This is a genomic window from Streptomyces sp. NBC_01214 (assembly GCF_026340975.1).
In the GTDB taxonomy this organism is placed as follows: domain Bacteria; phylum Actinomycetota; class Actinomycetes; order Streptomycetales; family Streptomycetaceae; genus Streptomyces.
Genome location: NZ_JAPEOS010000003.1, coordinates 2095139 through 2109776, shown reverse-complemented (window position 1 = coordinate 2109776; position 14638 = coordinate 2095139). Strand labels below are relative to the sequence as shown.

The following is a 14638-nucleotide window of genomic DNA, read 5'->3' as shown; positions in this document are numbered from 1 at the left end:
TGGTGCGGCGGGACTGGCTGGAGAAGGGCCAGTTGTATCTGCGGGGCCTGCTGTTGGACGGCCGACGCAAGTCGATGCAGCCGATGGCCGAGCGTCTCGGGGTGGACCATCAGCGGTTGCAGCAGTTCATGACGTCCTCGACCTGGCCGGTCGAGGACGTGCGGGCTCGGCTGGCATGGCGGGCGGTACGGGCGGTGCGGCCCGAGGTGTGGGTGGTGGACGACACCGGTTTCCCCAAGGACGGCACCGCATCACCCGGGGTGGCGCGACAGTACTCGGGCACGTTGGGCAAGGTCGGCAACTGCCAGATCGGTGTCAGTGTCCACGCCGCTTCCGACATAGCCTCGTGCCCACTGTCCTGGCGGCTGTTCCTGCCCGAGAGCTGGGACAGGGCCGAGGCGGCCGGGCGGCGCAAGGCCTGCCGGATCCCCGATACCGAGCACCACCGCCCGAAGTGGGAGCTCGCGCTGGAGATGCTTGACGAACTGGCCGGCGCTGGTCTGCGGCCCGCCGCGCTGGTCGCGGACACCGGTTACGGCGCGAACGCCGATTTCCGCCACGGCCTGGAGGACCGGGGTCTGGCCTACGTGCTGCAGGTCAAGAGCGAGATGACCGCCCACGGCAAGGACGCCGAACCGCACCAGCCCGCCTATAGCGGGCTCGGGCCGCGCCCGCTGCCGCGCTACCGCACCCGCCCGGTCTCCTTACGCGAACACGTGATGGCCGCGGGCCGAGACCGGGGAGGGACCCTGACCTGGCGCAAGGGCTCCAAGGCGGCGATGAGCTCGCACTTCGTGCTCCTGCGGGTCCGCCTCGCCGGCCGACGGCCCAAACCCGCCGCCGACGGCACGATCCCGCTCAGCTGGCTGATCGCCCAGTGGCCCGAGGACGAGGCCGAGCCGGTGAGGTACTGGGTCTCGAACCTGCCCGACGACATTCCCGCCAAGGACCTGGTCCGCCTGGCGAAGTCCCGCTGGCGGATCGAGCACGACTACCGCGAGCTGAAAACCTGCCTGGGCCTGGACCACTTCGAGGGCCGATCCTTCGTCGGTTGGCACCGGCACGTCACCCTCGTGACCGCAGCCCATCTGTTCCTGACCGAACAGCGGAGGACCCCAAAAGCCCCTGCCAGGGCCTGACCCTCTACCAGGCCCTGGACCTCCTCCAACACCTCATCGCCACCTGGACCGGCACCTGCCCCACCTGCCAACAAACCGTCCCCCGACAGCCCTACGACACCAGCTAACAAAGCACTACTAGGAGTTGTCGTCAAAGTGTCACGCCCACATCAGGAGCGAGGCGAGGGTGACGGCTGCTTGGTAGGCCTGGGCGGTCTTGTCGTATCTGGTCGCGATGCCGCGCCATTGCTTGAGTCGGTTGAAGCACCGTTCCACCACGTTGCGGTGCTTGTAGACCTGCTTGTCGAAGGCCGGCGGCCGGCCGCCCCGGCTGCCGCGCCGCGCACGGTTGCGGACCTGATCGGACCGTTCCGGGATCGTGTGCGTGATGCCGCGGCGCCGCAGCCAAGTACGGATGGCCTTCGAGCTGTAGCCCTTGTCGCCGATGACGTGGTCGGGCCGGATGCGCGGTCGGCCCGGTCCGGTCCGGGGCACTCGTATCGCGTCCATCACGGCGGTGAACTGGGTGCAGTCGTTCGTGTTCCCACCGGTCAGGACGAACGCGAGGGGTCTGCCCGTGCCGTCGCAGGCCAGGTGGATCTTGCTGGTCAGTCCGCCGCGGGACCGGCCGAGGGCCGGGCTGCGGAGCCCCTTTCGGGCCCCGGCCGCGTGCTGGTGGGCACGGACAACGGTGGAGTCCACCGAGACCAGCCACTCGATGTCGCCTGCCGCGTCTGCTTGCGCCTGCGCGGCCTGGAGCATCCGATCGAAGGTTCCGTCAGCTGCCCACCTGCGGAAACGGGTGTGGAGGCTGGCCCACGACCCGTACCGGTCAGGCACGTCCCGCCAGGCGACCCCGGTCCGGAACTTCCACACGATCCCGTTCAGGATCGTCCGGTCGTCCAGCCGCGGCCGCCCCAGCACAGGCCGAGGCAGCAACGGCTGCACCAGTTCCCACTCGGCGTCCGACAGTTCATGGCGACGTATCACCCAACCATGATCCACAATGCAAGATCACTTTGACGACAGACCCTAGCCCCTCAGGCTGCTCAGCCCGCCCCAGCCCCTCAGGCCCTCAACAGCCCCTCAAGCTTGTCGAAGCCCTGGGACCAGCCCTCGTCGTGCAGGGCGAGCCGCCCCGCGGTGGCGAAGCCGCCCTGCACGAAGACGAGCCGGGTCGAGCCCGTGCCGTCGTCGTGCAGCTCCAGGATCACGATCGTCTCCCGGTCATCGGGGTCAGGGTCTTCCCAGCAGAAGGTGTACGACAGCAGGGCGGGCGGCTCCACTTCCAGGAATTCGCCGGTGAGGAAGAAGGAATCCCCTTCGGGCGGCTGCATCTCGATCCGATAGACCCCACCGGGCCGCAGATCGCTTTCCACCCGGGGAATGCCGAACCCGTCCGGCCCCCACCATTTCGCCAGCTCCACGGGATCGGTCAGGGCCTGGAACACCACCCCGGGCGCTGCCGGGAACGTCCGCACCATACGGAGCCTGAGCGCACCATCCTGAGTCATCACGCCCCCTGACATGCGGCAGCAACAGCGGACCCCTCCATGGTAGAAGCCCGGACCCACCCTGTCGCAGGTACGCGCAGCACTGCTCGTAGCTGACCCTGGGTTCACAGGTGGGCCAGTTCAGTCGGTCAAGACCTGGACGGTGCGGTGCCGCCCCAACGCCTCCTCCACCACCGGCACGACCGCATCCGGCATACCGGCGTCGGGGGCGCTCACAGCCGGATCCGGCAGGCCGGCAGCCGCCTGAAAGAAGGGCAAAGACACCCAGTTCGGCGACGACGGCAACACCTCGACGGCGGCCCCGGACGCAACACCTGTATCCACCCCCCTCACCGGCCCCGGCTGCAGCATGCTCAGGGCAGTGGCGGGCCGGCACGATCCCGCCGCTGCCCTCGCCCTGGCGGGGGAAGTCCCCGGCGCCCGCCTCCGGAACCGCGCGCCGGGCCGGCCGGCCTCCCGGACAGGCCGACCCGCCGGGACAGGGCTGCTACCCGCACCAGGCCGCGGACGCCGTCCTGCCTGCCTGGAGGCGGGACTGTCGGGCGGTGGGGTTTCCGACAGTTACTCGACTGCCAGGGCGAATACGACGAAGGCCAGGAATCCCAGGACCGCGGCCACGACGGCACCAACAGCGACCGTGGCGGCACCATAGACCAGCGCCTTGAACCAAAACTCCCGCAGTCGGCCGATGGCCGTGTCGGTGCGCCAGCCTGACGGGATGTCGATGCGTCCTTCGGCGAACTCCAGTGTGGCCCTGCCCACGTCCCCGGCATGAAAGTAGTAGGAGGTCGGGCCTGACCCCCACGTGCCCAGGCTCTGCCCGCTCGACGTGCGGACGCGGACATCCGCCCGACGAGCAGCGTCCGGCAGCCACACTTCACGCACCGGCCACAGCTTCGCGACCTTCCTGCTACTCAGCCACTCCTGATCCTGGCGCTCCGGCTCGGGTGCACCAGGATTCGGCGTACTCGGCACGCTTCCCCCTCGACGCGGCAGACCTCCAGTACACACCCGCCGTCCAATCCACCGACAGACCACGCACGCTGCTTCGTTCCCCTGGCTTGATGATCGAGGAGGGGGGCGAGGGATTGAGCGAGCGCCGCTCGGTGCGTGCTCCAACGCGCGGGTGGAGGCCCGCCATCCGGCGCGGGCGCGGCCTTCCAGGGAGCGGGCTCCGGGGGCGCGGGCGGCTTGCTCGAAAGCATCGGCGGCCGCCCGGACGCGGTCGCGGACGAGCGCCGGGGAGTGTGCGGCGGCGACGGCTAGGAGGTCGCCGAGGGCGGCGACATCACCCGCGCTGGAGGCTTGTCCGGCGCGGCCCAGGAGTGCGGAGGCCTCCCGGATCCGGTGCTCGGCCAGCGCCCAGTCCGCGGGGGTGACGTGCGGGGTGAAGCGCTCGCGGACCCGGGGCAGGGACAGGTCGTAGGCGAGGGTCGAGTCGGCGAACCACACCGGACGGGACCCTCGGTCCGCGCGGTCGCCGGGCAGGGCCACCGAGTACCCGACGAGGGTGCCGTCGTCGCCGTGGCGCTCGCGTACGGGCAGGCCCGCGTCGCGGAGCCGGTCGAGGAAATCGGTGTCGCCCTGCGCGAGCGCGGCCGCGCTGCGGACGGTGCGCTGCGGGGACTCCCGGGCGGTCTCGGCGAGGCCGCGGCGGGCCGCCTTCGCCGTCTCCCCGGTGACCGGGCTGCGGCGCGCGGTGCGGTCCAGGGGTGACATCGGGGTCAGGCCCCAGCGGGCTTCGAAGACGCGGGCGGCGGTGTGCATGGCGAGGATGTCGCCGCGCAGCCGGGGGTGGCGGCCGTCCTGTCGAGCGAGGGTGGCGAGGATGTGGATGTGGTCGGTGGCGTGGCGTACGGCGATCCACCGGCAGGCGTGTTCGTCGCCGTGTTCGGCGGCCCCGGCGGCGTGCACCATGGCGGCGGCGACCTGTGCCCACTGGTCGTCGAACAGGATGGGGTCGTCGGGGTGGTTGCGGACCGAGACATGCCACACGTGTTCCGCCGGCCGTACGCCGCGCAGCGCTTCGACGGGGGCGTCCAGGAGCAGTGCCAGGTCCGCGCGCGTGATGCGTTCCGGGTGGCGGGCCGGGCACGGCAGGTCCGGATCCCAGCCGGCGACGAGGTGCAGGTCGGTGTGTTCGTCGCGCTGCCCGGGGCCGAAGAGGTAGTCCAGGAGCTCGGCGGTCGTCGACCCGCCCGCAGCTTTCTTCGGCATCACGAGCGGGGGCGCCTCTCCCGCATCACCTGGGCCGTGGCCGCATTCACCCGGGCCACCGCCCCCAGCGCCTCCTCCAACACCCGCACAGCCGCGTCAGGGAGACCAGCACCCGGTATGCCCACGGCCGGATCCGGAACCCCGGCACCGGGCGGGGCCGCCGTGGTCAGGGCGCGCAGCGCGGTGACGGTCTCGTGCAGGTGCACCCGGGCCGCGACCAGCTCGCGCAGGACGTCCCCCGCGTCCTGGGACACCGGCACCAGGACCTCTTGTCTTGTGCGACTGCCATCACCTGCCGTCCCGCCCACGACGCGGGCGACATCCCCTCCCGGCCGGCTGCCAGCCGCACGACCTCCAGCTCCGTCTCGTTGAACGACAGATTCACCCGCCGTCCGCGGGGTTCGGACGTCAGCCGCTCACGGCGCCGCACCCCGCCACCAGCGCCACCAGGTTCTGCGACACCCACCGGAAATCGCTCCCGGAAAAGCCGTCCTCAGGGCCCGGCGAATGGGCGAATTCCAGAGGTCGTTGCAACAGTGCAGTGATCACCGATGTGTGGTGGCGAGCAGTTTAGACAGGTGCTCGGCTGGGGTTTCCCAGCCGAGCGTCTTGCGTGGGCGGCTGTTGAGTTCGGCAGCGACTGCGTCGAGGTGGTCCCGGGTGTGGCCGGACAGGGTGCTGCCCTAGAGACTGCCCGATTCGCGACCAGCGTACGGGCCCCTATCTCTCGCCCCATGGCAGCTCCAGCCCAAAGCCGCTCCCGCCGACCTCATCGGGCCCGTGTGCGATCGTCACGCCTCCCAGGTACGTTGAGCCGTCAGCCGAGGGAGAACGCTCGCGAGGGAGGCGCCCCGCAACGCGTGGCTGCGGGGCGCCGATCCACTTTCGCAACGGGCCCTAGTGGGGTTTAGTCGACCGTCTGCCCGTCGTACATACCGCCCCTGCAGGTCGGGAGCACGGGCGTCGACCGGTCGATCGTTCCGCCGTTGTCCGTGCACTCACCCGGGGTGACGCTCCCGGCGATGGCGGTGGCGGTGGCGGCGGTGGCGGCGCCTGTGAGGCCGAGTCCGGCGAGGGCTGCCGTGGCGAAGACCGCGGCGAGGATTCGTCGAATGCGCATTTGGTTCGCCTTTCACAGATTGCCTCGGTTGGGGCACTAGCCAGCTTGATCTTCACCCATGTGGGTGGCACGTTATGTTGGGCCATCTGGGTGACAGTGTTGTCGGGTGCGGGGTCGGTAACGCGACCCGTCAGAGCGGATGAAAGCCCGTGCCACATCCGTCCCAGAAAGAGCGGATCCCAGCGGTCAAGAGCAGTCAAACGCGACGCCTCGCGATTACTGAGGTTGAACTCGTGATGTCGTGGGGGCTGACCGAACCGGCGCCAGTTCCACGATGTCCGTCCTCCGTCTCCGTGACGTGGTGAGGTGAGCGTGGTGCCGTCTACCAGCGGTGCCATACCTCTTCGGGTGCGGCGTCACGCGTGACGGAGTGGTCATCTCCCGCGACAAAGAACAGGGCCCAGGACACGACGTTGTCGTCGGCGCGCTGGGCGCCGACTTCGAGTTGGAAGCCGTCGCAGAAGAGGTCGCCAGTCGGACTGAACCGCAAGCCGGTGTCGTGCTTGATCGCGTGGGCTTCCATCTCCTGCGCGAGCTGCGACGGCACACGTCCGATGAGCCGGATCCCCTCACAGGTCACCTGAGGGCCGACGCGCCCGTCCACGAGGACATAGGCCAGCTCTCGGTCCGCATGGAAGTAGCACTCCACCGCCGCCCGGCTCGTGGGGGCGTCTTCCTTGGCGAAGCGCACGGCGTCCCACCCCGGGCTGTAACCGTCGGGCCGAGTGGTGAAGCCGTGCGCGGCCAGGGCCGCGATGACCTCTTCCTGATTCATGTTCATGCGTAGCGGCCCCAGGGTCCGCCCGGGGAGGTAGTCCCACTGATCCCGCTCCATGTCCGGAAGCACCGGCCACATACCCGTATCCATCACATGATGATCGTTCACTCGGTTCACGCCCTGTGCTTCATTCAGGGCCAATGAGACGGCCGGCCGGGACAGTGACAGCCGGTCGTCACCTTGTGTCGTTCCTCAGGTGGGTCTGATGGTCAGGCCGGTTTCGGCGAGGCAGCCGTCTATGAGGTGGCTGCGGTACTGGATGTGCCGTAGGCCGCGTCGGATGCGCTGGACGAGGTGTTCGGGGGTGGAGAAGGCGACGTTGGAGAGCCAGCCGCGTCGCAGGAGGGACCAGATGCCTTCGACGGGGTTGAGGTCGGGTGCGTAGGGCGGCAGGTAGTAGATGGTCAGCCAGTCCCGGGCCGCCGCCCATTCCCGCAGGTCGGCGGCTTTGCGGACGTTGAGGTTGTCCCAGACGAGGACGATCGGGCCGCCGAGCTGCTGATGTGCGGCGGTCAGCAGGCCCCGATAGTCGCGCCAGGAGAAGCTCTTGCGCCCGTCACGCGGGCCGTCGTCCCGGCGCGGCCGGTAGATCAGCCGGGACTGGTGGCCTGGCTTGTAGCAGGTCAGCGCCGCTATGGATATCCGTCTGCGGGAACGGCCGCGAACCTCACCACCGGGGTGCGGCCGCGCTGCGACCAGGTCTTCGCTTGCGGCGGCGTCATGGAGAATCCGGCCTCGTCCTCAAAAACCAGCCAGGCTCCACGGGCCGCCGCTAGTCTTCCGCGCAAGACCACACCTCCTTCACCCAACCAGCCACCGCCTCGTCGTCCCGCTCCATCGCGCGTCGGCCCGGCACCTGGCACGACCAGCCGTTACGCACGAGCAGCTTCCGCACGCCCTGAATCGTGTAGGTCAAGTGGAAGCGTCGGCCGATCACCGTCTTGACCCTGGCCAGGGTCCACCGCTGGTCCTCCCAGCCGTGTGCGGCCGGCCCCTTGGCCAGCTCCGCCTCCAACTGCGCGAACTGCTTCTCGCTCAGCCGCGACCGCGACGCCGGACCTTGCGACCTCAGAGTCCGCGGACCGCCCTCGTCCCACGTCCGCCGCCACCGCTGCACCAAGCGGACACTGACCCGCAGCTCCTTGGCGATCACCGCGCTCGCCTCACCCAGGGCGAACCGTTCCGCAGACTGGAGTCGTAACCCCTCGCGAAACTGCTGCCGTTCGGCCGTCAGCCCGCCCCCTTGTGGATACCGCATGCCCCGGTGATACCGCACCTGACGACCAGCCGTCAGCTCCAACGACACCACGAGTTCAACCTCAGTAGTCACCAGAGGCCGTTTGCGCTGGTCAGCGTCACCCCCCCTACTGACTTCGGCTCGTCGGGGTGAATCTTGGTGAAGTGCCTGCTGGGCTTGGAGCTGTGGCTGTATCCCGTGGTGTGTGAGGTATGCGGATGGGGGCGGGCTGACCCCTGCAGGGCGTCAGCGCCGTGAATCGGTACGGATACAGGCGGTCGGGCTGTTCGAGCAGAAGGCCAAGCCGTCGGAGGTCGCCCGGCGCCTGCGGGTAAGCCTGAAGTCGGCCTACCAATGGCACCGACTGTGGCGCGACGGCGGGGCTGCGGCACTGGTCTCGTGTGGACCGAGTGGTTCGCGGTGCCGGCTGTCGCCGTACTGCCTCGAGAAGCTGACAAGGTTCCTGGAGGAAGGTCCGGCGGCGCACGGCTGGGTGGAGGACCAGGTGTGGACCGCGTCGAGGGTGGCCACGCTGATCGGCCGGAAGTTCCACGTCTCCTACAGCGTCTCGGGTGCCACCCGGTTGATGCACCGGCTCGGCTTCAGCCCGCAGGTTCCCGCGCGGCGTGTCGCCGAGCGTGACGAGCAGGCCGTCATCGCATGGAAGGAGGCGACCTGGGCGGAGGTAAAAGGGCCCGGGCGGCCTGCGGGGGCTACGTCTGCTTCGAGGATGAAGCGGGCTTCACCCGTCGGCCGCCCCGGGGACGGACCTGGGGCAGGCGAGGCCGCACCCCGGTCGTGACGGTGAGCGGGCGCCGCTCGGGACGGCTGTCGGTGGCCGGCCTGATCGCCATGCGGCCCGGCTCCCGGACCCGGCTGTGCCACCGGCTGCGGACCCACCCCGCAGGCAAGGGCAAGCGCCGCAGCATGGACGAGCGGGACTTCATCGCGCTGGTCGACAGCGTCCATCAGCTGGTCAAGGCGCCGATTGTGCTGATCTGGGACCGGCTGAACACCCATGTCTCGCGAAAGATGCGGGACCTCGTCGCCGAGCGGACGTGGCTGACAGTGTTCCTGCTGCCCGCCTACGCGCCCGACCTGAACCCAGTCGAAGGCGTCTGGGCGCACGTTAAGCGCAGCCTGGCCAACCTCGCCGTCATGGCCCTCGACCGACTCGAAACCCTCGTCCGCAACCGTCTTAAACGGCTTCAATACCGGCCCGACACCCTCGACGGCTTCATAGCAGGCACCGGCCTGACCCTCGACGCCCCGGCATACCTTGACGAGTCGAAGTCAGTAGCACGGTGATCGGCATGTGGGGCGGGCACGTCATCCAACGGCGCTGGACGCCGCGCGCCGCCGCCGTGCTCGGGCCACCGTCTTCATGACCGGCAGAAGCAGGAACAACACGGCACCCGCGCCGGTCGAGGCGGCTAGCAAGGTCGCCCCACCGCCCTCCACGTCGGCCGCGGCGGCGACTGTCTGCGGATCGTCCGCCCGGTACCGGACGGTGAGGTGCGCGCCCACGGGGTATTTGCTGCCACTACTGCCTGGGGGCAAGGCCGCCACGACGGTGCGGTCCTGCGCCTCGAAGGCGACCGAGCACTGTCCCAGCGCGCACGTGCCGCGGGTATGCATGGTGGCGTCGGCGCGCACACCGTCGCGGAGCGAGCGCAGATGCTGGGCCTGGGGAATCAGTACCAGGGCCGACAGTGCGCCCAGGAGTAGTGCGAGACCGAGCCACACGAAGACTTCCGTACGATGCCCGGCGCCTGCACGTACCGTCTCGTCCACCATGTTCCCTACCCCCGTATGCCCTGCTCACGTAAGGGGCAACAGTATGTGGGGCTCCGCGGCGGGGTCACCCGCTGCTGGCGGCACCCATGAGCCGGTCCGGTTGCCGGACATCGGCAGAACGGGTGGCCCGAGCGACCCCGTTGCCACGGTCGTCCATACAGCCAGCACCTCAAGCCCATCAGGCACTTCGCCAAGGTTCACCCTGACAAGCCGAAGTCAGTAATGGCGTTGCGGGTGGTGTTGGTGATCTCCACCCACTCGTTGTTCAGGGAGCGGTTCGAGTGGTCGTCGCGTCCGGGGCTGTCGGCCTGGACCCGGCTGATCTCCACCCGCGGCCGCTGGTGGCGACGGTCCCCGTCCGCGGCGGACGCCGGCAGAGCAGCGGCCGAGACGATGGCGGCGGCCGCCAGGACGGTGGCGGCAATACGACGTACGGAGGAAGAAGCAGAAGACATGGGTGACGCTCCATCAAGAACAGCGCCTCACCAGCCGAAACAGGTGGTGGAGGCCTTTGCCGTGTCGGCCCGGATGAGCCGAGGGCCACACTCTCGACCCGACACGCCCCCCGCCGCAGCCCCCGCAGACGCCGGTTACCGGACACGGACATATCCGTCACACTCGCCTGCGCACTGCACGCATTACCCCCGAACGTGCCCCTGACATGCACTGAGCGCTACACCCACCCGCATCGCAAACCGAACATCGGGGTCGATGCGCTCCGGCGCACTACCGGGCGCATTCGTTCGCCGCTTCACCCGGCCGAAGTAGTTGATCAAGTAACAACCGTTCTGCAGAATTCTTCGCACGCGGACCGCATCATGATCATCATGGGCCGGTTCTACCGGCCCCCGCACCGTCAGGAACAGGCTCACGAGCCCCGGTTCACCCGCCCGAGCACACGGTTCACCGGCGAAACGCCACTGCACACCGCCGCCCGGTCAGCCAGCGGCCGTAGCCGGCCCCTCACCGAACCCGGGCACCGCATCCAGCCCCACGTCCAGGCGCAGTCGTTGGAATCGGAGCGGGTGTCGGTAGATGCCGCCGTGGTCGATGGCGCGGTCGGCGCTGACTTCGGCGACCAGGGCGGGGTGGACGAGGGTGGTGTCGAGGACGTCGCGGCTCCCCCACGTCGCCGAGAACTTCACGCCCGTCCACGGGTGTCCGGGCGCGGCCGCGGTGAGATGTTCGGCGACCTGCCGGGCGGCGTCCGGGCGCAGCGGTACGGTCCGGCCGACGGCGCGTAGTCGGCCCGTTTCGTCGTGGCGGCCGAGGACGAGGAGCTGCGGGCGTGTCAAGGTGCCGGTGATCGCACCGACGATCGTCTCCGTGGTGTCCCGCCTCCGGATCTTGGTCCACCCACGGTAGCCGGGCAGGTAGCGGCCGTTCAGGGGCTTGACCAGGATCCCCTCCACGCCCGACACATCTGTCCAGGACTCCAGCCACTCCCGCGCCTTGGCCAGGCCCCCCGGCGGGTCTGCACCAGCACCGTGCCGCCCGGCCCGGACGCGGTGAACAGGAGCGCCCGGTGACCGTCCAGCTTCTGCTCGTACGCCACCCCCGCCCGCAATGCGGCCGGGACCGGCACGGCTTCCGCGGCCTGCGCCAGCATCGGCTCGACCGGCGGTCTGAGCGTCACAGGGGCCTCCCTCGTGGGTCGCCTGCCTCTCCTCCAGAGTCCGCCAGACCAGCCGGGCGCGGCTCTGCAGGGCCGCCGCGGGTCATCCATCCGAGGGGCGCGGCGGGGGCCGTCAGGGGCGGCCGTCCGACCGCAAGGCCGACGGTCCGGCCCGACTGCGCAGGACGACCGCACCCCGGCCCGCCGTACGACCCGCCGCCAAGCCCAAGAAGGTGAAGGTACGGCCGCGCCGTACGCCCGCCCCGCCCCGCCCCGCCCGGTGCGGCCCGCTCCCGGGGCACGGGCCGGGGAGATGCGGGAATTGTGCCGCGCCGCGCACGGGGTCACCAGCCCTGCCGTGGCCGCACTCTGCCGGCAGACGTACGTGTGGTCGGATAGCGCTGCAGTTGGTCCGTCCGGCCAATTACAGCGCTCAGGTCCTGCGGGCGTGGAGGTACGCCACTGTTAAGGCGCCGCCGGCCCGCGCTGCACCGGATTCTGTCCGTTTCGTCGCGGTTGTGCCGGTCATCGACGTCACCGCGCCCACTCCGTACGCCGTCAACGCGCAGGAGATCGTCGAGTCCCTGCCACGGCCCTGAACGCCGTGCCAGACGTGAACTACACCTGGGTGTGATCCCTGGACCATGCCCCCTTCGAGGGGTGGTCGGCCGTGGCAGGCCCGCCCCGCTGATCGGTGATGATTGATGAATGCGGGCTGGGCAGTGGCGTCCGGCGGGTTCTCGGGGGTGGGGCAGTGATCGAGGTCGGACAGCAGGGCGCGTTCAGCGTGAACAGTGTCGGCATTGAGCGTGAGCCGTTCCCATTGAGCTTCAGTGTCCGCGAGGCCGAGGGGCTATGGCGGATGTCCGCCGGTGCGGCCAAGGCGAGTGAACTGGTCGACCTGCTCGTGGCCGTGGCGAGCGATGCGGTCGCTGTGGTGTCGCTGGAGACCAACTCCTACCTGAACGAGGACTGGCATCCGCTGCAGCCCGCGCTGATCGCGGCCGAGCTCGGTGTGCCGTGCACGGTTCACTCCCTCGGATCCTGGGCGTCCGGCACGAACGGACTCGCGGAGGAGTTCCTGGTGATGGACCGCGACCTCCTGCCCCGTCTCCTCGACGGCACCTGGTCGCCGTACGAGCTGACTCTGATCGACCTGCCCGCCAGCCCGACCCCAGAACAACTCGACGAGCTCGCTCTCGTGCTCGGCACGACCGGTGTAGATGAGCCTCTCCTGAGTCGCCTGGAAGACTCCCGGGTCTGGTTCTCGGGCCACGACGACTGCTACGTATTGCTGGAGACCCGAGACCCGGCCCTGCCGGCCGCGGTCCTGGCGCGGCTGCTGAGCCTGCTGGCAGGCTCAGCCCTCGTCGAACTCACCGAGAAGTCAATCTCGCGCGTTCCCGAGCCTGGGCCCTGGCTGCCCGAGGAGCTGATTGCCACCGCACCCCACTGGATCGGAGCCCTGGGCAACGTCACCGAGGATCTGGTCACCATCCGGCTAGCCGCCCTGCCAGCCCCATGGCGGCTGGGCGTGTCGTTCCCACAACAGGCTGACCTCACCGCGACGCTCGACGTACGTCACGGCACCTGGCGGATCACGCCTGCGGAGTAACACGAGAAGCCACCCCCGGCGAGGAACAGGACGCCAGTGGTGGCAGGTCACGCAACCTACGGAGCGGCACGAGAAGGTTGGTCCAGTCCTTGTCTTCCTGGCCACCGGACTTGTCCCGCTGCCCTGCAGGCCACCTTAAATTGCTCAGTCGGGCCACTAGAGGGTTCTGACCGCTCTTCCGTGATGCCTACGGTTGGAGGAGGACGCGGGCTCTGAGCAGAGCGAATGAGGCTCGACCGTACATCTGCCGCTTGATCGTTTTGATTCTGTTGACGTGTCCTTCGACGATGCCGGAGCTGTAGGACAGGGTGAGGCCTGCCGTGACGGCGTGGAGATCCTGGCGGATGGAGTCCGCGAAGATACCAATGGCGTCGGGGCAGCCCAGCTCGGCCTTCTGAATCCAGTCCTGGAGTAGGTGGCCGCGACGGTGGCGAAGCATGTTCGTGAACTCCCGCGCAAGGTCACAGGCCAAAGCGATCTCCGGGCAAGCGTTCCGGACGGTTTCCAGCTGGGCGACGTCCGCGGGGCTGAGCGTCTGCTCGGGTCGCATGATCCATGAGGTGATGTCCCGAGGGCGAGGAGTCACGGAGCGGGCAGGGACCGCGATACCCTCCCGGATTGCCATCACGTAGCGGTTCACAACGTGGTATCCGCCGGTGTAGCCGAGGGCGAGCAACTCGCGATAGAGCTGCATCGATCTGGTGCAGCCCGCCTCGAAGCGGTGCTGCACGTGCTCGATGTACGAGTCGAGGACACCGTGCCCGCGGTCCTGCGCCGAGGCGAGAAGCCCTGCCAGGTCCTTGTTCCGGTAGCGCCGGACCGTCTTGCGGTCCAACTGAAGACGACGGCCGATGGCGTTCAGCGACATGCCGGTCGCAGCGAGCTCGTTGACCTCTGCGTGGCGTTGTCGGATCCGGTTAAGGAGCGGAGTCTCCGGTGTGGCCAATGGTGGGCTTGCCTCTGGTCCGGCTGGTCGTCTTAGGCACTCACGATGCCGTCGGCAGGTCTTCTCGACGGCCGCTGAGAGGTTCTGGAGGAGGTGCCAGCGATCTGCCGCCTCCAGCGCGTCCGGGGCGGCCTGCCTGATGGCCTTGGTGAATGCCATCAGGCGGTCTCGGCAGATGATCTCGGCGCCGGGGTGCTCCTGGAGCCAGGTGGCGACCGTGCTGGTCTCTCGATCCGGCAGCACGTCCAGAGGCCTGGAGGACTCGACGTCCACGAGGACGGTGCTGTAGGTCCGGCCCTTGCTGAATGCGAACTCGTCGATTCCGAGTATCCGTGGGGCCCGGGCCGGCACGGGCTGAGCGGCCAACTGCCTCAGGAGGGTCGTCCGCCGGCCATGGATCCGCAGCTTCGCGCAGAGGCGTTGGCCCGGGCGGCCGCCAAGCTCCACGGCGACCGCTCTCATCGCCGATCGGGCCACCGTTGAAGTACGAAGTCGTGACTCGGTCAGCCCCGCCACCTGTTCCATGTATGTCCGACGTCGGCACTGGCTCTGATCACAGAAGAATCGACGCACACGGAGACGGATGATCATCCGGCGGCCGCCGACGGGCAGCCCGGCTATGTGACGCCAGTACCGGCTGTGGACGCGTGCGGCGGGATGCTATGCTGACACTGAGGGCAT

13 protein-coding genes and 4 pseudogenes are annotated in these 14638 nt (G+C 69.2%); 4 read left to right on the top strand and 13 right to left on the bottom strand.

Annotation, left to right across the window (positions count from 1 at the left end; all coding sequences use genetic code 11):
* The first annotated feature begins 2 nt into the window (after positions 1 to 2).
* Positions 3 to 1139: an IS701 family transposase gene (locus OG594_RS46340; RefSeq protein ID WP_266608745.1), complete on the top strand. Its 1137-nt coding sequence runs from the start codon at positions 3 to 5 to the stop codon at positions 1137 to 1139.
* Positions 1140 to 1277: 138 nt separating this feature from the next.
* Here the strand turns inward: OG594_RS46340 and OG594_RS46335 are convergent, their stop codons facing one another.
* From OG594_RS46335 to OG594_RS46295, 9 genes and pseudogenes are all read right to left on the bottom strand, one after another.
* Complete coding sequence (locus OG594_RS46335) at positions 1278 to 2105, bottom strand: IS5 family transposase (protein ID WP_266603160.1); 828 nt, start codon at positions 2103 to 2105, stop codon at positions 1278 to 1280.
* A gap of 80 nt (positions 2106 to 2185) precedes the next feature.
* Positions 2186 to 2602 carry an SRPBCC domain-containing protein gene (locus tag OG594_RS46330; RefSeq protein ID WP_266602481.1) on the bottom strand — a complete coding sequence of 139 codons (417 nt, stop codon included), beginning with the start codon at positions 2600 to 2602 and terminating at the stop codon, positions 2186 to 2188.
* Positions 2603 to 3193: 591 nt separating this feature from the next.
* On the bottom strand, positions 3194 to 4849 hold the full coding sequence (locus tag OG594_RS46325) for a hypothetical protein (protein ID WP_266602479.1): 1656 nt from the start codon (positions 4847 to 4849) through the stop codon (positions 3194 to 3196).
* Positions 4849 to 5109 carry a hypothetical protein gene (locus tag OG594_RS46320; RefSeq protein WP_266602477.1) on the bottom strand — a complete coding sequence of 87 codons (261 nt, stop codon included), beginning with the start codon at positions 5107 to 5109 and terminating at the stop codon, positions 4849 to 4851. The genes OG594_RS46325 and OG594_RS46320 overlap by 1 nt, the downstream gene beginning before the upstream one ends.
* Before the next feature lie 148 nt (positions 5110 to 5257).
* Entirely contained in the window at positions 5258 to 5398 is a 141-nt protein-coding gene (locus OG594_RS46315; protein WP_266602475.1) for a hypothetical protein, read from the bottom strand.
* A 358-nt stretch (positions 5399 to 5756) separates the two neighbouring features.
* Positions 5757 to 5969, bottom strand: a complete 213-nt coding sequence (locus OG594_RS46310) for a hypothetical protein (protein ID WP_266602473.1) — start codon at positions 5967 to 5969, stop codon at positions 5757 to 5759.
* Between the two features lie 322 nt (positions 5970 to 6291).
* A complete protein-coding gene (locus OG594_RS46305) occupies positions 6292 to 6864 on the bottom strand; it encodes a hypothetical protein (RefSeq protein ID WP_266608743.1) in 573 nt (190 codons plus the stop codon).
* 75 nt (positions 6865 to 6939) lie between these two features.
* A pseudogene (locus OG594_RS46300) lies at positions 6940 to 7469 on the bottom strand (transposase).
* Between the two features lie 50 nt (positions 7470 to 7519).
* Positions 7520 to 8005: a winged helix-turn-helix domain-containing protein gene (locus OG594_RS46295; RefSeq protein ID WP_266608914.1), complete on the bottom strand. Its 486-nt coding sequence runs from the start codon at positions 8003 to 8005 to the stop codon at positions 7520 to 7522.
* Positions 8006 to 8213: 208 nt separating this feature from the next.
* Between OG594_RS46295 and OG594_RS46290 the strand changes: the two genes are divergently transcribed.
* The gene (locus OG594_RS46290) at positions 8214 to 8786 is read left to right on the top strand and encodes a winged helix-turn-helix domain-containing protein (protein WP_266608913.1); all 573 of its coding nucleotides are present in this window, start codon (positions 8214 to 8216) and stop codon (positions 8784 to 8786) included.
* Positions 8762 to 9292 (top strand): annotated as a pseudogene (locus OG594_RS46285) (transposase); the annotation flags it as partial. The gene OG594_RS46290 and the pseudogene OG594_RS46285, both read left to right, overlap by 25 nt.
* A gap of 21 nt (positions 9293 to 9313) precedes the next feature.
* Here the strand turns inward: OG594_RS46285 and OG594_RS46280 are convergent.
* The 3 genes and pseudogenes from OG594_RS46280 to OG594_RS46270 form a co-directional block, all read right to left on the bottom strand.
* Complete coding sequence (locus tag OG594_RS46280) at positions 9314 to 9781, bottom strand: DUF3592 domain-containing protein (RefSeq protein ID WP_266608741.1); 468 nt, start codon at positions 9779 to 9781, stop codon at positions 9314 to 9316.
* Between the two features lie 221 nt (positions 9782 to 10002).
* Positions 10003 to 10236 (bottom strand): annotated as a pseudogene (locus OG594_RS46275) (lamin tail domain-containing protein); the annotation flags it as partial.
* A 483-nt stretch (positions 10237 to 10719) separates the two neighbouring features.
* A complete protein-coding gene (locus OG594_RS46270) occupies positions 10720 to 11193 on the bottom strand; it encodes an ATP-dependent DNA ligase (RefSeq protein WP_266608739.1) in 474 nt (157 codons plus the stop codon).
* A 957-nt stretch (positions 11194 to 12150) separates the two neighbouring features.
* Between OG594_RS46270 and OG594_RS46265 the strand changes: the two genes are divergently transcribed.
* Positions 12151 to 13011: a hypothetical protein gene (locus tag OG594_RS46265; protein ID WP_266608737.1), complete on the top strand. Its 861-nt coding sequence runs from the start codon at positions 12151 to 12153 to the stop codon at positions 13009 to 13011.
* Positions 13012 to 13198: 187 nt separating this feature from the next.
* Here OG594_RS46265 and OG594_RS46260 read toward each other — a convergent pair.
* Positions 13199 to 14599: pseudogene (locus OG594_RS46260) on the bottom strand (ISL3 family transposase); the annotation flags it as partial.
* Positions 14600 to 14638 lie beyond the last annotated feature (39 nt).